Source organism: Kutzneria sp. 744 (assembly GCF_000568255.1).
Lineage (GTDB): Bacteria > Actinomycetota > Actinomycetes > Mycobacteriales > Pseudonocardiaceae > Kutzneria.
Genome location: NZ_KK037166.1, coordinates 10596351 through 10613648 on the forward strand (window position 1 = coordinate 10596351; position 17298 = coordinate 10613648).

The 17298-nt window shown below is 68.3% G+C and carries 15 protein-coding genes and 2 pseudogenes; 10 read left to right on the plus strand and 7 right to left on the minus strand.

The genetic code is table 11. The features are described 5' to 3' along the window. Positions 1-339: 339 nt before the first annotated feature. From KUTG_RS48060 to KUTG_RS48075, 4 genes and pseudogenes are all read right to left on the minus strand, one after another. Positions 340-531, minus strand: a pseudogene (locus tag KUTG_RS48060) (protein phosphatase); the annotation flags it as partial. A gap of 430 nt (positions 532-961) precedes the next feature. Further along, positions 962-1881: pseudogene (locus KUTG_RS57535) on the minus strand (OB-fold nucleic acid binding domain-containing protein); the annotation flags it as partial. A 264-nt stretch (positions 1882-2145) separates the two neighbouring features. Next, positions 2146-2592, minus strand: coding sequence for an SHOCT domain-containing protein (locus tag KUTG_RS48070; protein WP_043726641.1), 447 nt, complete (start codon positions 2590-2592; stop codon positions 2146-2148). A gap of 244 nt (positions 2593-2836) precedes the next feature. After that, a complete protein-coding gene (locus tag KUTG_RS48075; RefSeq protein WP_043726643.1) occupies positions 2837-3211 on the minus strand; it encodes an ArsR/SmtB family transcription factor in 375 nt (124 codons plus the stop codon). A 153-nt stretch (positions 3212-3364) separates the two neighbouring features. Between KUTG_RS48075 and KUTG_RS48080 the strand changes: the two genes are divergently transcribed. Beyond that, positions 3365-4699 (plus strand): FAD-dependent oxidoreductase, encoded by a 1335-nt coding sequence (locus KUTG_RS48080; RefSeq protein WP_043726644.1) that lies wholly within the window; start codon positions 3365-3367, stop codon positions 4697-4699. 47 nt (positions 4700-4746) lie between these two features. Here KUTG_RS48080 and KUTG_RS48085 read toward each other — a convergent pair whose 3' ends face one another. From KUTG_RS48085 to KUTG_RS48095, 3 genes are all read right to left on the minus strand, one after another. Then, the gene (locus tag KUTG_RS48085) at positions 4747-5085 is read right to left on the minus strand and encodes an ArsR/SmtB family transcription factor (RefSeq protein WP_043726646.1); all 339 of its coding nucleotides are present in this window, start codon (positions 5083-5085) and stop codon (positions 4747-4749) included. Positions 5086-5123: 38 nt separating this feature from the next. Then, entirely contained in the window at positions 5124-7625 is a 2502-nt protein-coding gene (locus KUTG_RS48090) for a molybdopterin-containing oxidoreductase family protein (protein WP_043726648.1), read from the minus strand. Between the two features lie 84 nt (positions 7626-7709). Further along, a complete protein-coding gene (locus KUTG_RS48095) occupies positions 7710-8849 on the minus strand; it encodes a helix-turn-helix transcriptional regulator (protein ID WP_052396314.1) in 1140 nt (379 codons plus the stop codon). A gap of 269 nt (positions 8850-9118) precedes the next feature. On the opposite strand from KUTG_RS48095, the gene aroA reads away from it, so the two are divergent. From aroA to KUTG_RS48135, 9 genes are all read left to right on the plus strand, one after another. Next, positions 9119-10444 (plus strand): 3-phosphoshikimate 1-carboxyvinyltransferase, encoded by a 1326-nt coding sequence (gene aroA, locus KUTG_RS48100; RefSeq protein ID WP_043726649.1) that lies wholly within the window; start codon positions 9119-9121, stop codon positions 10442-10444. Continuing rightward, the gene (gpmI, locus tag KUTG_RS48105) at positions 10441-12270 is read left to right on the plus strand and encodes a 2,3-bisphosphoglycerate-independent phosphoglycerate mutase (protein ID WP_063753658.1); all 1830 of its coding nucleotides are present in this window, start codon (positions 10441-10443) and stop codon (positions 12268-12270) included. Before aroA ends, gpmI begins: the two co-directional genes overlap by 4 nt. Before the next feature lie 13 nt (positions 12271-12283). After that, entirely contained in the window at positions 12284-12976 is a 693-nt protein-coding gene (locus tag KUTG_RS48110) for a glutamine amidotransferase-related protein (RefSeq protein WP_043726651.1), read from the plus strand. A 26-nt stretch (positions 12977-13002) separates the two neighbouring features. Beyond that, the gene (locus KUTG_RS48115; RefSeq protein WP_043726653.1) at positions 13003-14058 is read left to right on the plus strand and encodes an inorganic phosphate transporter; all 1056 of its coding nucleotides are present in this window, start codon (positions 13003-13005) and stop codon (positions 14056-14058) included. A 77-nt stretch (positions 14059-14135) separates the two neighbouring features. Beyond that, positions 14136-14303 carry a hypothetical protein gene (locus KUTG_RS59995; RefSeq protein ID WP_157495326.1) on the plus strand — a complete coding sequence of 56 codons (168 nt, stop codon included), beginning with the start codon at positions 14136-14138 and terminating at the stop codon, positions 14301-14303. A 27-nt stretch (positions 14304-14330) separates the two neighbouring features. After that, on the plus strand, positions 14331-14978 hold the full coding sequence (locus KUTG_RS48120; protein WP_052396315.1) for a zinc-binding metallopeptidase family protein: 648 nt from the start codon (positions 14331-14333) through the stop codon (positions 14976-14978). 113 nt (positions 14979-15091) lie between these two features. Then, positions 15092-15643: a M28 family metallopeptidase gene (locus KUTG_RS48125; RefSeq protein WP_084581667.1), complete on the plus strand. Its 552-nt coding sequence runs from the start codon at positions 15092-15094 to the stop codon at positions 15641-15643. Positions 15644-15645: 2 nt separating this feature from the next. Further along, the gene (locus KUTG_RS48130) at positions 15646-15999 is read left to right on the plus strand and encodes a carboxymuconolactone decarboxylase family protein (protein ID WP_043726654.1); all 354 of its coding nucleotides are present in this window, start codon (positions 15646-15648) and stop codon (positions 15997-15999) included. A 28-nt stretch (positions 16000-16027) separates the two neighbouring features. Then, entirely contained in the window at positions 16028-17296 is a 1269-nt protein-coding gene (locus tag KUTG_RS48135) for an ATP-grasp domain-containing protein (RefSeq protein WP_043726656.1), read from the plus strand. Positions 17297-17298: the final 2 nt, after the last annotated feature.

Genomic DNA, 17298 nt, shown 5'->3' on the forward strand with positions numbered 1-17298 from the left:
CCATCTCTGCTTGCGGTCGATTGTGACAAGACTAGCATATGCATGATGCGCTCCGCAGAGGTTCTGCCAGGGGTTTGAAGCTATCTACAAGAAAACGGGCTGGGAGTATACCGCGTGAGTTGTGCCGAGAGACTTATGGCCTGGGGAGAATCACTATGGCGGCAAACCAGTGCTGTCTGGTCCTGAGCTTTCCATGTGCCCTACCGAGTAAATAAACGCCCGGGCAACAGCTCCCGGTCTCTTGTGGTGGCCGGTGAGCGGGTGCGCTTCCGCATCCGGCAGAGCGACCGGGGCCCGCAGGCCGACGCCGTCGAGCACGCCTGACCGTCCGGGACGGTCCTACGACGCCTCGAAGCGGGCGACGTAGCGGCGCTGCCACGGCGTCTCGACCGCCCGGCGGTCGTAGCGCGCCCGCACGTACGCGACCGCCTCGGCGGCCGGCACCCTGTCCAGGACGGCCAGGCACGCCAGCGCGGTGCCGGTGCGACCGCGACCCCCGCCGCAGGCGAGTTCCACCTGCTCGTCGCGCGCGAGCGCGGGGACGACACCGGGAAGTCCAGCCCGGGCACCGACGACACCTCGAAGCACGCCCCCCGAGGTGGACAGGCTACTTTCCCAGCTGCATAAGAAGAATCGGGAAGCCGGTTCCCTCCGCGAACGTGTCGCCAAGGCCGAATCCGCCGCCGCCACGACCACGGGATTCACGCGGTAGGCGTGACGGGGCTGCTACGAGTCCCTAATTGAGGGTTCCCGGCGGCTGGACACCTCGTTGCCGGCGTCGAACGGGTGTGCGACCGCGCGGGCTAAACTGCGGGAATGCAGGGCGGGATGGGTGCATCGGCCGGCAAACAAGATCAATCCCAGTCGAATGGCCCTGGCCAACCAGGTGCCAAGATCATTGAGAAAGGGCCGCCGAAATCGGGACCCTACAAGAGGCGCTGGCACCGAGCCCATGCCGGCCTCACCGGAAATCCCGTGAGGTCCCGGGAACCCGCATGTCCAAGTGCCGCAACTGGTCCGCGCGCAGACTGATGACCTCGCCGACCTTCTCCAGCACGCCGCGGATGAGCATGGCGTTGCTGCTGTGGGCGATGTGGCGATATCGCCGCCACACCCCTTGGGTACACACGACGTTGAGCATGCCGGTCTCGTCTTCAAGGTTGAGGAAGGTGATGCCGCCGGCCGTCGCCGGCTTCTGTCGGTGGGTGACCGCGCCACCCACCACCACACGTTCTCCATGCTCCAGTGTGGACAGGCGTGTGATCGGGACGACTCCGAGCTTGTCCAGGCGTGGCCGGAGGAACTGGATCGGTGGCTGTCGGGAGAGATCCCGGTCGCCCACACGTCGGCGACGGCGGTTTCGATCTTGTCCATGCCGGGCAGCGTCGGTGCGTCCGTGCCCATGGTGGTCCCTGGCAACCGGTCCGGCCGATCCCGGGCTGCGGCGCCCGCTGCCCACAACGCCTGCCGCCGGTCCATGCCGAATCCGGCGAATGCCCCCGCGGTGGCCAACGCCTCCAGCTGGGGCGTGGTCATTCGCATGCGCCGGGCGAGATCGACCATGCTCGTGTACGGCCCGTTCGTGTCGCGTTCGGCGACGACGCGGTCGGCGAGGTCGGCGCCGATGGCGCGGATCGCGCCGATCCCCAGGCGTACCGCCCTCACGTCGCGGGCAGCGTCAATTGGTTCGAGGGTGGCATGAGCCAGGCTCATGTTGATGTCGACGCTGCGGACGGTGACGCCGTGCCGGCGGGCGTCGGCGACCAGTGACTGCGGGGAGTAGAAGCCCATCGGCTGCGCTCGCAGCAGCGCCGCGCAGAACGCGCCCGGGTAGTACTGCTTGACCCATGCCGAGGCGTAGACCAACACCGCGAATGACAGCGTCGACCAGCACGACGACGTCCGCGCCGACCAGGAACCTTTCCCAGACCACCTCCACGAGACCATCGTGGCTGCTCAGCGGGATCTCGCCACTCGACACCATCGGGCGGTCACCCGTCGTCGTGACATCGTCCACCGGCCGTGATCGGCGAGGATGAGGGCAGGCACAGGGACCGGGGAGGATTCGGCATGGCGGCGACCATGGTGGTGACGGCGGAGACCTCGAACGGTCCGGCGTGTCAGCTGTGGCGTCGGGAAACCTGACTAGTTCAGTAACTTCGCCTTCGCCTGGGCGAATTCGTCAGGTGACAATGCGCCGGCGTCGCGAAGTTGCGCGAGCTTCACGAGTTCGTCCGCGAGGGTGGTTGGCGCTGTGTCCCGCGGTGCTCCCGCGTGCTGAGGGACGTTGCCACGGAACGATGGATGCGCTCGAATCCAGGCCTCGATTTTCTCCGCGGTCCCGTGGTTGATTGCGCAGCTGGCGAGCTCTGTCCCGCCGCCTTGCAAGATCAACACCTGCTGGAAGGCACTCGCGCCGTTCTTCTTGTCCTGCCGAGTTGCCTTGCGGACCGAGAAGCCGGTCACGTCGGCGATGTTGATCTTGAAGGCTGGCAGCAGCTTGCCGGTCTGTCGGTATTCGATGATGCCGTCGCCGTAGTCGATGATGCTCCCGCTGCCGAATCCCAGGCCGTGACTCTGTCCTCCCGCCATTGACGGTCTCCGTTCTCGATCAGCTTGGCTCCGATAGCTGACCATCGCGGAGACAGGCCCATCGGTTACTCGGCAGGCTCAAGCCGTGTGTAGACCTTCCGGGGCAGGGTGCCGTCGCGCCGGACTTTGACGAGATTGGCGAACACCACGATGACTTCCGACCGTGCCTGGCGAGCTTTCGACGACGCCGCAGGAACTGGCCGACAGCACCGACGGGGGGACTGTGTGGACGCCGAGCCTTCGTTCAGGAGCAGCCGACGACGGCGGGGACGCCGGGGACCGCGAGGATCGCGGACAGGCGGCCGAGGTTCTCGGTGCGGGGGCGGTAGTAGACCCAGGTGCCGCGGCGGTCGGAGTCGACGAGGTCGGCCTCACGGAGCACCTTGAGGTGGTAGGAGATCGTGGGCGCGGAAAGGTCGAAGGAGCTCGACAGGTCGCACACGCAGCACTCGTCCTGGGACGAGGCGATCAGCGAGAGGATCCGGAGCCGGATCGGGTCGCCGAGGGCCTTGAACATCTTGGCCATGTCGACCGCCTGCTCGGGCTGCAGGGGCGCGGTCATCACCGGCGCGCAGCACGGCTCGGCCTGGTGCACCTCGACCGTGGTCCTCTTCGCCATGGCCCTATTTTTACATCCATCGAATCCACCTGCAAGCAACGTGCCGGCCGGGGGTGGTGTCCGGCTCGCGTGGACGTCCACGGTGGCGGCTCGACAGTGCCGAGGGTAGTCGATACGGTGAATGGATCGATCGCCATCGATATGGGAGGGCTCATGCCCGGCGAGCTGCCTGTGGTTGTCATCGGCGCGGGCCCGGTCGGCCTGGCGGCGGCCGCGCACCTGACACAACATGAGATCCCCGTGGTCGTTCTCGAGGCTGGCGACCGGGCTGGAACGGCCGTTGCCCAATGGAACCATGTGCGGCTCTTCTCGGCCTGGTCCGAGCTGATCGATCCTGCGGCGGAGAAGCTGCTGGACGCGGCGGGCTGGCAGCGGCCTGCACCGACGGCGTACCCGTCGGGTGCCGACTGGGTCGACGACTATCTCGCACCGCTGGCGGCAGCGCTGAAGGACCGGATCCGGTACGGGGTACGCGTCACCGGTGTCGCCCGGCGAGGCCGGGACCGGGTGGTGGACGCGGGCCGGGAGACCGAGCCGATCACCGTGCATGCGGACACGCAGGCGGGCGAGGAGAGGTTCTCGGCGCGGGCGGTGATCGACGCGTCCGGCACGTGGATGTCGCCGAACCCGCTCGGCGGTGACGGCCTGCCCGCGATGGGGGAGCGGGCCCACGCGGACCGGATCGCCTACCGGGTCCCGAATCTCGCCGACGCGGAGGTCCGTGCCCGCTACGCGGGGCGACGAATCGCGATCGCCGGCAGCGGGCACTCGGCGCTGACCGCGATTGTCGCGCTGGTCGATGTGGCCAAGGAGCATCCAGGGACGGAGATCCTCTGGCTGCTGCGCCGTGGTGCGGTCGGTGCGGTGTTCGGCGGCGGCGACGCGGACCAGCTTCCGGCCCGTGGCGCGCTGGGCCAGCGGGCGAAGGCGGCAGCCGAGGCCGGACATGTGCGGACTGTCACCGGCTTCCGGACCTCGGACGTGACTACGACGGCGGACGGCCGACTCGTGCTCGAATCCTTCGACGGTCATCAGCTGGAGCCCGTCGACGAGATCGTTGTGCTCACCGGCTTCCGGCCTGATCTGTCGACGCTGTCCGAGGTTCGCCTCGATCTCGATCCGGTCCTGGAAGCGCCGCGCCGGCTGGCGCCGCTGATCGACCCGAACGTGCATTCCTGCGGAACCGTCTACCCGCATGGCGTCGCCGAGCTCACGCAACCGGAGCCGAACGTCTACGTCGTCGGGATGAAGAGCTACGGCCGGGCGACGACCTTCCTTGCGATGACGGGCTACGAACAGGTGCGCAGCATCGTCGCCGAGCTGGCCGGCGATCACGAGGCAGCGGCACGGGTCGAACTGACGTTGCCGGAAACCGGAGTCTGCGGCGGAGCCGGCGTCTTCGACGATCCCGCCGAGTCGGCGGGCGGTGGTTGCTGCGCGCCCGCCGGGCCGCAACTCGTGCAGATCGGGTTCCCTGAGCGCAGTTGACATGCCATGTGGTGACGCTCAAGAAGCCGAGCGTCACCACATGAACGTCAGGTGAACAGTTCGCGCAGCGCCTGCCAGCGTTCGGGGACGAGCCGGAAGTATGCCCAGTTTCCGCGACGCTCCCGCGTCAGCACACCGGCATCGGTCAGGATCTTGAGGTGGTGGCTGACCGTGGGCTGGCTCAACCCCAGCGGATCGATGAGGTCGCAGACGCACGCCTCGCCGTCCGGCGCCGCGTGGATGATGCTGAGGAGCTGGAGCCGGGCCGGGTCGGCCACGGCCTTGAGCAGCTTGGCCAGCCGCTCGGCCTCGGGTCGGTCCAACGGTTCCGTGGTCAGCCGCACACAGTCCTCGGCGACCGTGGTGACCGTCAGAGTCCGCTTCATGCCCCCACGGTACGCAACCACGACCGCAGGGGCCATCTTCACGGCGCCTTCCGGACGCGGCAAGCGAAGCACTTGTACGCCTGCTGGCCGGACAGGTTGTCGTAGAACCCGTCGTCGACAAGGGTGTTGGCCGCCTCGTAGCGAGGATCCCCGAACTGGTCACCGACCTGTTGCGCGGGGCCGAACGTGTTGGGCACGAAGATGGTGTCCTTGCGGATGTCCGGCCAGTACAGCGCGGTGCCGGTGACCTGGCCGCGTGGGCTCTCCACGAGGATCGTGTCGCGGTCGGCGATGCCGTAGCGCTTGGCCGTGTCGGGGTGGATCTGCACCAGGCGGATCCCGTTGAGCTGCTCGCCGGTCGGCGTCCAGTGCGTGACCGACGCGAAGTGCACCACGCTCGGCCGGCCGGTCGTCCCCATCAGCGGGAAGTCGTGGTGCACCGAGCCGTCACCGACGACGCCGAGGCGGACCGGATGGGTGGCGGCCTGAGGATTGATCGGGTTGGTCACGAAACCGGACTCGTAGGCGATCGTCGGGTTCGCGCCCGTGACCTCGGGGTGGGTGTAGAAGATCGGCAGCGCCCGGTGCCCGGCCGTGGCCAGCTGTCGGTCCAGATCCTGGGTGAAGATCTCGATCTTGCCGCTCGGCGTCAGGAACCGCTTGCCCTTGGCGCCGAGGGACTCGGCCGCCTGGTACCAGGACGGGTGATCCTGGTAGAGGGCGCTGACGCCGGGATGGGTGACGGTCGGACAGGGCCACCGCAAGGGCTCCACCCGCGAAGCCAGGCGCTGCTTCGTCATTCCGCCGACGCCGGGGGTGTTGGCGACGAACTCCGCCCACAGGTTGCTGTAGTCCTTCCAGGACTGCGGGAAGGCGTCGGTCCAGTAGGACGGCGGGTTGTGCTTGTCGTTACGGGCCAGGGCGGCGGCCAGGTCGATCCAGATCTCCCAGTCAGGCCTGGATTCTCCGACTCTCGGCACGACCTGTTGTTGCCAACGGATCGCCCGGTCGTCGCGTCGCATGTAGACGCCGTCTAGCTCCAGTCCACTGCACACCGGGAGGATCACGTCGGCGTAGTAGGCGGCCTCCTCCATGAACAGTCCGGTGTAGACGTAGAAGTCGAGTTCACGGAACGCGGCCCGGACCTTGTTCGTGTTGGCGGAGGAGATCAGGGGATTGCCCTCGGTGATGACTGCTTCGAGCTTGTAGGGCCGCCCGGTGAGCACGGATTCGGCGAAGTAGTCGGGGCCGACGGGCAGCGCCTGCGACAGTGGGGGAGTGGGGACGGTGAGCGGCGGCAGGTGGAGGTCGCCCGGCCAGGTGTTGTGCATGAAGTTGCAGCCGCCGCCGAGCCGGCCGATGTTGCCCGTCACCGCGGCGATGAAGGCCAGGACGCGGTACGTGTCGAAGGCGCCGAGCTGGTGGGAGACACCGGCGTTGCAGAAGATGGCCGCGGGCTTGGCGGCCGCGTAGTCCTCGGCGATCCGTTGGATCGTCGAGGCCGGCACGCCAGTGACCCCGGCGGCCCACTGCACCGTGTAGCCGGCGTGCACGAGATGGTCCTTGAGCTCGTCGAAGCCGAGCACCCACCTGCGGACGAAGTCCTTGTCGTAGCGCCCGGTGGTGATGATGTGGTGCAGGATGCCGAGTGCGAGCGCCAGGTCGGTGTGCGGCTTGATGTCGACCCACTCGTCGGCCATCGCCCCGGTCGGTGTCTTGCGGGGATCGACGACCACGAGCCTCGCGCCGGTGCGCTCCCGGCCCCGCAGCAGGTAGTCGAAGGTGACCGGATGCGTCTCGGCCTGGTTCGTGCCGAGGAACAGGAAGTACTTGGCGGAGCCGAGATCGTCCTTGCCGGTGGCGCCGTCGGTGCCGTAGCCGTTGGTGAAGTTCCCGATGCCGAAGGTCGCCTTGAGCGCGTTGGCCCCCGCGTCGTTGCAGACCGGTCCGACGTCGGTGTTGTTGGGGCTGCCCAAAAGGGCGAACAGACGGGCGACGAGCGAGCCGACGCCGCGGGGGAGACGGCCGGTGGTCCGGTTCGCGATCGCCGCGACCCTGCCGGCGTCGCGGAGTTGCAGCATTCGCTTGGCGATCACATCGAGCGCCTGGTCCCAGGTCGCCGGCTCGAAGGTCGAGTCGGTCGAGCCCTTGGCGCCGCCGGTCCGGATCAGCGGAGTTCGCAGCCGTAAGGGGTTGTAGACGAGCTCGGCCATCATCGGCGCCTTCACGCAGATGTTGCCGCGCTGCACGGGGTCCTGTTGCTCGCCCTGGACGGAGATGATCCGTTCCGCCCGCAGGCCCACATGCAGCCGGCAGTTGGCGTTGCAGAACTGGCACGCCGTGGCGATCGTGGTGTCCGGCTGTAGCGCCGCCGAGTCGGCGGTGAAGTTCAGCTCGCCACCGGGCGGCGCGGTCGCGGAATCCGCTGCTGGCAGAGAGTCCGCCTGGGCGACACCCGGCTGGCCTACGAGCATGGCCGCGCTGGTCAGTCCCGCGCCCTGGACGAATCCTCGTCTGGACATGCTTTTGCCGTCGCTCATGGATCATCTCCCGGATGGGAAAGGGTAGCCGGATCCGGCAGGGCGGAGAGGCTCGGCCTGGCGGTCCGTTACTGGCGGAACGGGCTAGATCTGTCCACTGTGTACTGAAGTTCGGATCGGACGTTGACCCGTGTTCGACCGAACCGCGGTGCCGATGTGCGACTGGTGTTCGTGGCTTGATCCGGAAACCCTGTCGGCGCAACACTTCTCATGTCGGACCGCCCGAGGCGGCCGTTCCGATGTGCACTGGCACGGGTCGAGCCAGCCCCGATCGACCGCATTCGCGCCGGCCTCGAAGCGACTGCGGGCGTCGAGCCGGCACATGAGATCCGCGACCATGCGCCGGGTCGTGCGCAGGCCGATGCCGAGCTTCTTGGACACGGCCTCGTCCGTCAACCCTTGGCCCAATAGGCGCAGCAGCTCCCGTTCCATGTTGGTCGGACCGTCGTCGTGCACGTCGCGGGCATCGCCGAGCGGCGCCGCCGAGGACCAGATCTTCTCGAACAAGGCCACCAATGCGGTGACCACGCCGGGGCCGGTGACCTCGAAGGCGCTGGCGTGTTCCGGATCGGAGTCGGCCGGCAGCAAGGCCGTTCGACGGTCGAACACGACCAGCCAGGTCGGAAGAGTCGGCGCGGTGCGGACTTCCCCGCCCAGGTCGCCGATGCGCTTGGCGTAGCCCGTGGCGCACCGGTCATTCCGGGCACTGTCGAGCAGGACGGTCCAGACCGACGCGCCGTTGTGCAGCAGCTCCTGGTCCAGGACCTCACGCTCGGAGAGGTGCTGTGGAGTACCTGTCGGTAGCAGCGACAGGCACTCGATTCGGGACTGACGGGCAAGCAACTCCTGGCGGCCCTGTATCGAGTCGAATCCGTCCAGGCGCTCCCATTCACTGCACCGTCGAGCGCCCCGGAGTTGGTCGTAGTCAGCCGTCAGCCGGCTCACGGCGGCCCGGGTCTCGGCGTACTCCCGCTGTTTTCGGGCGAGTTCGTCACCCTGTCGTTGCAGCAGCGACTGAAGCGCCGTCGGCGAGCTCCCTGGCACGAGCGTGCCGGATTCCAAGCGTAGCAAGCACAAGTTCACCAGTTGCTCGACGCTCGCCCATACGACGTCGCACGGGAGCGCCAGCCGCTCGGCCACTTCCGTGGCGTTGTGGGCATCTCCGGCCAGCACCGTTTTGTAGACGGCGTGTGCGGCGTCATCCAGCCCGAGGGCTTCAGTCATCAGTCCCCCACCCTGCCCCGCTACCCGTCCCCACAGGTCCCCATCACTACATTGAGAGTCGTCAATATAGCCGCGGTTGCCGCCGGCGTACAGGTTCCGTTCGTGCACTCTGCCGGGCAGCATGCTGCCCGGCAGCTTCCTGCCTCGCATATCCCTTGGCACGCAATGCATCTCGGCAGCACGCTGTGGGCCGCTGAACCGTCCATCGGACCGTGACTCCTGCTGTGGAGGCCGCCGGCGGAGATCACGACAACCTCGAAGGGACTGCCATGAGCGCAGCTTTGCTGGACGCGCGTCTCGAAGCCGACGAGCTCACGATCCGCACACTCGCCGACTTCTCGGGCGTGGTCCGGGTGCTCGGCTCGAAGAGCTACTCGAACCGCTACCTGGCAATCGCGTCTCTGTCCGGCGAGCCCACGACGATCGACGGAGCCCTGGTCTCCGACGACACCGTGTACCTGGCGCGGGCCATCGAGCAGTTCGGCCACGCAAGGGTCACGATCGATGCGCCGAACGCGCGCTTCGAGGTGATCCCGACGGGGCAACCGATGCGGGCCCCGGAGGACGAGATCTACGTTGGCGCGGCGGGAACTCCGATCCGGTTCCTGATCTCGATGGCCGGCCACGCCAAGGGGATCAGCACGATAACCGGAACCAAGCGGATGCAGGAGCGTCCGATGGGGTCCCTTTTGGACGCCCTTCCGGCGCTGGGTGTAGACGCGGTCAGCGTTCGGGGCAATGGCTGCCCGCCGATTCAGGTGAAGGGCGGTGACTTCCGGGGCGGGGCCACGCGTATCAGCGGCGCGGTCAGCAGCCAGTTCACCTCCAGCCTGCTGATCAACGCGATCCGCGCGCAGCAGGACGTCGAGGTGACCATCATCGACGACCTGATCTCCAAGCCCTACGTGAACATGACGATCGCGGCGCTCGCCGAGATGGGTGTGCGTGTCGAGCGCGACGGCTTCACCCGCTTCGTCGTCCCGGCCGGTCAGAAGGTCCGCGGCGGCCAGGTCACCGTCGAGCCCGACGCCTCCGGCATGTCCTACTTCCTCGCCGTGGCGGCGGTTCTCGGCGGGCAGGTCACCATTCCGGGCATCGGCTCCGGGTCGCACCAGGGCGACGTCGGACTGGTCGACGCGCTGGTCAAGATGGGCTGCACCGCCGACGTCACCGAGAACTCGATCACGATCACCGGCGGCGAGCTGCACGGCATCGACATCGACATGGAGAGCATGCCGGACGTCGTGCCGACGCTCGCCGTGGTCGCGGCCTTCGCCAAGGGCACCACCCACATCAGCAACATCGCCAGCCTGCGGATCAAGGAGTGCGACCGCATCGCGGCCGTCACGGCCGAGCTGCGGAAGATGGGCATCACCGTCGAGGAGCACCCGGACGCCCTGACCATCACCGGCGGCACACCGCACGGCGCGGTCATCGACACCTACGACGACCACCGGATCGCCATGTGCTTCGCAATCGCCGGACTGCGCACCGACGGCGTCGTGATCAAGGACCCGGGCTGCGTCGCCAAGTCCTTCCCGACGTTCTGGCAGACGCTGGACACTCTCTTCTCGGACGGCAAGAGCACCCGATGAGCGCCTCCGCACGAGGAATCCTGCTGGTCCTCGACGGCTGGGGCGAGGCTCCGGCCGGCGAGGGCAACGCGATCGCCGCGGCGAAGACGCCGTATCTGGACCGACTGCGCGAGACGTGTCCGGCCCGCTTGGTCGAGGCGTCCGGCACTGCGGTGGGCCTGTTGGCCGGAGTCGTCGGCAACTCGGAGATCGGGCACATGGTCATCGGCGCCGGCAAGCCGGTGCCGTACGACAGCGTGCTGGTGCAGGAGCAGATCGACAACGGCGGCCTGCGCACGAACGGTCTGCTCGCCGACATGTGCGCCCGGCTGGCCGAGCAGGACAAGGCGCTGCACCTGATCGGGCTGTGTTCGGACGGGATGATCCACGCCAATGTCGAGCACCTGCGGGAGATCCTGCTGGCGGTGGCAGCGCACGGCGTCTCCAAGGTGTGGCTGCACGCGATCACCGACGGCCGCGATGTGGCCGACGGCAGCGCCGCGGGCTACCTCGACCAGGTCGAGAAGTACACCGCCGAGGCCGGTGTCGGCCGGCTGGCCAGCGTGGTCGGCCGTGGCTACGCACTCGACAAGGCCGGCAATCTGGCCCTGACGAAGGAAGCGGGACTGGTGATCGCCGACGGCGTCGGCCGGCCGGTGCCGCGAGCCCAGGACGCCCTGGGACAGGGCAAGAGCGACGAGTGGGTCGAGCCGTGCGTCGTGGCCGAGGCCCAGCAGGCCATCGGCGTAGGCGACGGCATCCTGTTCACGAATTTCCGCAGCGACCGGATCCAGCAGCTGGCCGACTTCCTTGTCGAGCATCTCGCCGACCGCGAGGTCACGGTGCGCAGCCTGGCCCAGTACGACACCAGGGCGGAGATTCCACCACTGGTGGGACGGGCCCGCACCGGCGGTGGCCTGGCCGAGGAGCTGGAACGGCACGGACTGCGCTCGGTCCGCATCGCGGAGACCGAGAAGTTCGAGCACGTCACCTACTACGTCAACGGCCGGGACTCGGCGTCCAGGCCGGTCGAGCAGCACGTCCGGATCACCGCCGAAAGCCCTGCGGACTACCGCAAGCGGCCGGAGATGAACCTGGACCTTGTGGTCGCCGCGGTCGTCGAACACGCGCGCCGGGACGAAGTCGATCTGGTAGTGGCCAACCTGGCCAACATCGACGTGGTCGGCCACACCGGCGACTACGACGCGACCGTGCTGGCCACCGAGCACACCGACCGGGCGGTCGAGCAGATCTGCACGGCGGCCGCCGAAGCCGGGCGGTGGGTGGTGCTCGTCGGCGACCACGGCAACGCCGAGCAGATGATCACCAAGGACGTCGCCAAACGGCCATATGGCGGCCACACCACCAACCCCGTGCCGGCGGTGCTCGTGCCGGCGTCCGGCCAGGAGGTCACGGCCGCGGAGACGGCCGGCACGCTCGCCGACATCGCTCCCACGCTGCTGAACCTGCTCGGCTTGGCGGTGGGGGAGGAGATGACCGGCCGGCCCCTGTGGGACTCGGCCGCCCATGTCCACTGTGGATCGTCCGGCACTGTGCTCCTGACCGCGGCTTTCGGTGAAGGTTCCACCATCAGGCCGGTGGACGTCGGTGCCGGTCTGCACGCGGTGCTGCGGACCAGCGAAGACGGTGCCAGTCACGTGCTGTGTGTGCACAACGGCAAACAGGAACCGGCCGTGTTCGTGCCCGGTGAGCATCTGCCCGGTGACACCAATGACCAGCTCGTATTCGTACACGGCGAGACCGTCACCCGAGCCCGCGGCGAAGACATCGAGTGCGTGCTCGAACCCGGCCGCCACGTGTGGCTCGGCCGAGCCGGCAAACAATGAGAGAGGACAGGCCATGACCACGCGCCCCCGCCTGGCGCTCGTGGGTGACCACAGCTCCACAGTGCATGCGCACGCACGGCTCGACGCCCTGGCTCCACATCTGGGTGTGCACGTCGACTGGGTGGCGAGCGACGCCGTCTGCGAGTCGATCGCCGACTACGACGGAATTTGGGTCGTGCCGGGATCGCCGTACGCGGACAAGGAAGCGGTGCTGTTCGCCATCCAGACGGCGCGGCTGCGCGGAATCCCTTACCTCGGCACCTGCGGCGGTTTCCAGCACGCGCTGATCGAGTACGGCCGCCACGAGCTCGGCTTCACCGACGCCGACGACGTGCAGTACGACGCCGACGCGCCGACGGCGTTCATCACCCCGCTGGCGTGCTCGCTCGTCGGCGAGACCGCGCCGCTGCACCTGACCACGGGCAGCCGCCTCGCGTCGGTGTACGGCGACTGCGAGAGCACGGTCGAGACCTATCACTGCAAGTACGGGCTCAACCCCGAGTACATCGACGCCATCGTGCACAGCCCGATGCAGATCACCGGCTGGGACGTGGAGAAGGCGCCGCGCGCAGTCGAGCTGCCCGACCACCCCTTCTTCATCGGCACCTTGTTCCAGCCGGAGTTGTCGTCCACGCCGTCGGCGGTGCACCCGCTGATCGACGCGTTCGTCGGCGCCGTGATCCAGAGAGCAGAACAGACCAGCTAATCAGGCGAATCCGTTGGGAGAACCACATGGAAGTACTGGTGTTGGTGCTCGTGCTGGCACTGGCTGCGGCCAACGGTGCGAACGACGTTCCGAAGGGCGTGGCCACGCTGGCTGCGGCCGGTGTGACGAAGCTGCGCACCGCGATCATCTGGGGCACGGTCACCACGGCGCTCGGGTGCCTGGTCTCGCTGACGTTCGCTGCGAAGCTCACCGCACTGTTCTCGAACGGCATCGTCTCCGCGAAGCCGACCGCCGGCTTCGCGGTGGCGGTGCTGATCGGAACGGCGGCGTGGGTGGCGTTGGCGACGTGGCGCAAGCTGCCCGTGTCGACCACGCACGCGCTGGTCGGCTCGCTGCTCGGCGCGGGGCTGGTGTTCGCGAGCAGCTCGCTGCACTGGGACGTGCTGCTGAACAAGGTCGTCGGCCCGCTGCTGCTGAGCGTGCTGGCCGCCTATGTCATCTCGGCGATCGTGTCCTACGGCAGCCGGGTCCTCGCGGGGCGGACCCTGGCCAAGGAAGTCGCCCAGGTGGCACTGCACGGCGAGTCGACCACCGAGCAGATGAGCGGCAGCGACACCAAGGTGTCCGCGCCGAGCGGTGTCGTGGCGCGCAGGCCGCGAAGCCTGACGGCGATCACCGGCGTGCACTGGATGACCAGCGGATTCACCAGTTTCGCGCGGGGCATGAACGACGCGCCGAAGATCGTGGCCGTCGGGTCGTTCGCCCTGGTCGGCGGCATGACGCCGACGACCCTGCTGTTCGCGGTGACCGCGGTCATGGCGATCGGCGGCCTGCTTGGCGGCGCCCGTGTCGCCAGCTGCATGTGCTGCTGCGTCACGAAGATGTCGCACGTGAACGGGTTCGCCGCGAACCTCACCACCGCGGCGCTGGTCGGGCTCGGCGCGTTCCAGGGGCTGCCGATGTCGACCACCCACGTGTCGGTCGGCGCCATCGCCGGCACCGTCGGCCGGGACCTGCACCTCATCCAGCGCAAGACGATCCGGGACTTCGTGATCGCCTGGCTGGTGACTCCGCCTTTTGCCGCAGTGGTGGCCGCGGGGGCGTACCTGCTGGTGCGCTGAGCTGTTGACAGTCCCTGCTTGATTCGATAGTCCTTTAAACAAGGATTTTTCGAATCAAGCAGGGAGCGCTGACCACCATGAACACTCAGGAGAACACCGAGCAGCCGACCGGCGGTTTCGTCACGGACCCGACCGAGGCGAGCGCCAGCACGACCGGCGGTTGCTGCGGCGAGCCGGCAGACGCCACCGGATCGGTTCCCGGCGGACAGGGCGGCGGTTGCTGCGGCGAGCCGTCCGCCAGCTGATGCCGGACACCATTACAGGGGGGTGACATGACGGAGACAGCCGAGACCGCCACCGACGGCGGCCTCGCCGACCTGGCCGACCGGTTCGACCAGGACCGCGCCATGGCCACCCTCACGGCGCTGTGCGCCGAGGACCTGGCCGGTCGTGGACTCGGCTCGCCAGGCCACGACCTGGCGAGCCGCTGGCTGGTCGCTCACCTGACCTCGATCGGGCTCGATCCGCGATCGGACACCTTCGAGGTTCCCGAGGTGTTCCGGCTGGCGGAGGCGCCGTCGGTGACGGTCGATGGCGGCCCGCTCGCCGGGGAGCTCGAACACCGCCGCGACTACGCGGAACACCCCCGCTCGGCCCGGATGGACGCACCGGCCGCCGGGACCGCGGTCCGCTGGGACGGCACTCCGGTGGCGGGGGCGTGGGCCGTCCTGGAGCGTGTTCCGCAGGGCACGGCGTTCGTCGAACTCGTCGACCAGGTCCGTGCCGCCGGCGGCGTCGGCCTGCTCACGCCCCAGGATCCGGACGGCTCCGGATTCCTGACCAAGCGGACCGTCGGCGCGGGCGTGGTCCAGCTGCCGGTCGTCGCCGTGCGCAGCGACCTGCTCAAGCAGCTGGCCGGATCCACCGTCACGGCATACGTGCCGCTCGTCCGGGCTGCGGCGACCGGTGCATATCCATAAATCATCATGCCCTCATCAGGAACGTGCTGAGTTTTATGCAGAATTTAGTCCGCGATTAAGCTTGTCGGTATGAAGCTTACTGCCTAGAGCGGTGTACCTCAGTGATAGTGTCGATGCACACAGGACCTCACTTCGACTGCGCCGGCGACAACGCGAGCGGGGTCGCCGTGCTGTGCGAGGTCGCCCGTGTGCTGGTCGAAACGGGAAAGACGTTGGCTCGACCGGTGTTGTTCGCCGTGCTGGACGCGGAGGAGCACGGTGCGCTCGGCTCCCGGCACCATGCCCGGCAACTGGCCGGCGAAGGCTGGCGGCCCGAGGTGCTCAACGTGGACATGGCCGGAAAGTTCAACGGGACCGTCGCCGTCGAACTCGGCCCCGACACGCGACCGATCATCGACGCGCTCGACCGCGCGGGCCGGCTGCTCCGGATCCCGCTCGCGGCCGGTCAGGTGGCCTCCGACAACCGGCAGTACGCCGGCGTTGGCATGCCTGCCGCCGGCATCGGGCTCGGGGCCGCGCACTACCACTCACCCCTGGATTCGCTGGACCGGATTGACCCGGAGGCGGTCCGCAAGGCCGGCCGGCTGTTGCTGGTCACCATCGCCCACCTGGCCGCGCGGACGAGCAGAGCCGGGAATGACAACGAGAACATCGGCAAGGAGTAAGCATGGCCACCGCAGCGCCGTCCGTGTCCGCCCAGCTCATCCAGCTGTCCCCGGACATCCGTGACAGCCACAGCACGTTCACCGCCGGCTACCAGGACTTCTTCAACGCGGTCTTCAACGCCTCGGCCCTGGACCCGAAGACCCGCGCGGCGGTCGCGCTCGGAGCCGCCCTGGTGCAGGGGCGTGAGGAGACGGTGCGCTCGTTCCTGGCCGCGGCCAAGCAGCTCGGGCTGAAGAACGAGGAGATCGCCCAGGTCGCCGGCATCGTCGAGGCCCTGAAGGTGGAGGCCGTGCAGCGCCCCGCCACGACCGCGGCCGCCGCCCCGGCGGCCAAGAAGGCCAACGCCTGCTGCTGACCAACGCGCCTTCGAGAAAGGGACGCCGGTGGCTGACAACGGCCTCACCCCGGCGAGGACGGTCGTCCTCATCGGTGGACGGGCGCAACGCGAATTCGATGTGCTGCGCGAACTCGGTTATCAGATCCTCAACGTCGACAGCCGGATCCCGCTGCACTGCATGATGTGGTCCGACGTCCCGCTCGACGCCGACGTGGACGACTGGGAGCAGGTGGCCAAGGCCGTCCGGGAGCAGCTCGACGACCAGCCGCCGGCTGCGGTGCTGACGCACGTCGAGCCGCGCATCCCGCTCATGGCCTACCTGTCCGAGCAGTTGCTGTCCGAGCACCGCGGGCTGACGGTGGCCACGGCGCTCAACTGCCGCGACAAGTGGCGGACCCGCAGCGGCCTCGCCGAAGCGGGATTGCCGGTGCCCGGGTTCGAACTCGTCGAGGACGTGGCCAGCGCGGTGCGGGCAGCCGAGGTGATCGGTTTCCCGGTCGTGGTCAAGCCGCGAGACGGCGCCGGCGCATTCGGCGTCAGGCGATGTGCCTCCGGGGACGAGGTCCGCGTCGCGGTCCAGAGCCTGCTCGATGATCCCGGACCGGGATCGCTCGCCGGTGTGCTGGTGGAGGAGTACATCGACGGGCCCGAGTTCGCGGTGCAGACGCTGACTCGTGACGGCGACACCGAGATCCTCAGCGTGTTCAGCCAGCACATGACCGAGCCGCCCGTGTTCGTCGAACTGAGCTACGAACATCCTTGTGGCCTGGACGAAGCTCGGCTCGCGGAGCTCAAGGCCCTGATGTCGTCGGTGCTGGACGTGCTCGGCCTGCGCGACTGGGTGAGCCATACCCAGGTTCGCTTGGGCAGCAACGGATTCAGCGTGGTCGAGGTCAACGCGCGCCGCCCTGGCGGTCGGTTGGTGGACATGACCACGGCAGTGTCCGGAGTGGACATGGTAGAGGCGGTGTCCCGCCTGGCGCTCGGCCTCCCGCCGACCGTCGGCGAGGTGCGGGCCAGCCACGCGCGGTACTCCAGCATCGTGTTCGAGGAGGCCGGCACGCTGCTGTACAACACGCCGACCGCGGACCTCGACGCGATCGTGGAGCTTGAGGTCCCGTCCGGCGAGGCGGTGGAGGCCGTCGACCATCCCGAAGGCGGCGTCTACGGCCGGATCGTCGTGTTCGGCGAGTCCCCGGAGGAACTGGGGCGGACGGAACGGCAGATCCGGGATGCCCTGGCGTTGCAGGTGATTGCGTCGGACGACGTCGCGCCGAGCACGGCGGACAGTCGCGAGTTCAAGTCGTGCTGCTGAGG

What these genes read in the sequence shown, in the direction of transcription:
- KUTG_RS48115 (WP_043726653.1), top strand. Translation starts at nt 13,003, where the DNA reads ATGGAAGTACTGGTGTTGGTGCTCGTGCTGGCACTGGCTGCGGCCAAC.
- KUTG_RS48070 (WP_043726641.1), bottom strand. Translation starts at nt 2,592, where the DNA reads ATGGCGGGAGGACAGAGTCACGGCCTGGGATTCGGCAGCGGGAGCATC.
- KUTG_RS48075 (WP_043726643.1), bottom strand. Translation starts at nt 3,211, where the DNA reads ATGGCGAAGAGGACCACGGTCGAGGTGCACCAGGCCGAGCCGTGCTGC.
- KUTG_RS48130 (WP_043726654.1), top strand. Translation starts at nt 15,646, where the DNA reads ATGGCCACCGCAGCGCCGTCCGTGTCCGCCCAGCTCATCCAGCTGTCC.
- KUTG_RS48125 (WP_084581667.1), top strand. Translation starts at nt 15,092, where the DNA reads ATGCACACAGGACCTCACTTCGACTGCGCCGGCGACAACGCGAGCGGG.
- aroA (WP_043726649.1), top strand. Translation starts at nt 9,119, where the DNA reads ATGAGCGCAGCTTTGCTGGACGCGCGTCTCGAAGCCGACGAGCTCACG.
- KUTG_RS48095 (WP_052396314.1), bottom strand. Translation starts at nt 8,849, where the DNA reads ATGACTGAAGCCCTCGGGCTGGATGACGCCGCACACGCCGTCTACAAA.
- gpmI (WP_063753658.1), top strand. Translation starts at nt 10,441, where the DNA reads ATGAGCGCCTCCGCACGAGGAATCCTGCTGGTCCTCGACGGCTGGGGC.
- KUTG_RS48085 (WP_043726646.1), bottom strand. Translation starts at nt 5,085, where the DNA reads ATGAAGCGGACTCTGACGGTCACCACGGTCGCCGAGGACTGTGTGCGG.
- KUTG_RS48090 (WP_043726648.1), bottom strand. Translation starts at nt 7,625, where the DNA reads ATGAGCGACGGCAAAAGCATGTCCAGACGAGGATTCGTCCAGGGCGCG.
- KUTG_RS48120 (WP_052396315.1), top strand. Translation starts at nt 14,331, where the DNA reads ATGACGGAGACAGCCGAGACCGCCACCGACGGCGGCCTCGCCGACCTG.
- KUTG_RS48080 (WP_043726644.1), top strand. Translation starts at nt 3,365, where the DNA reads ATGCCCGGCGAGCTGCCTGTGGTTGTCATCGGCGCGGGCCCGGTCGGC.
- KUTG_RS48110 (WP_043726651.1), top strand. Translation starts at nt 12,284, where the DNA reads ATGACCACGCGCCCCCGCCTGGCGCTCGTGGGTGACCACAGCTCCACA.
- KUTG_RS59995 (WP_157495326.1), top strand. Translation starts at nt 14,136, where the DNA reads ATGAACACTCAGGAGAACACCGAGCAGCCGACCGGCGGTTTCGTCACG.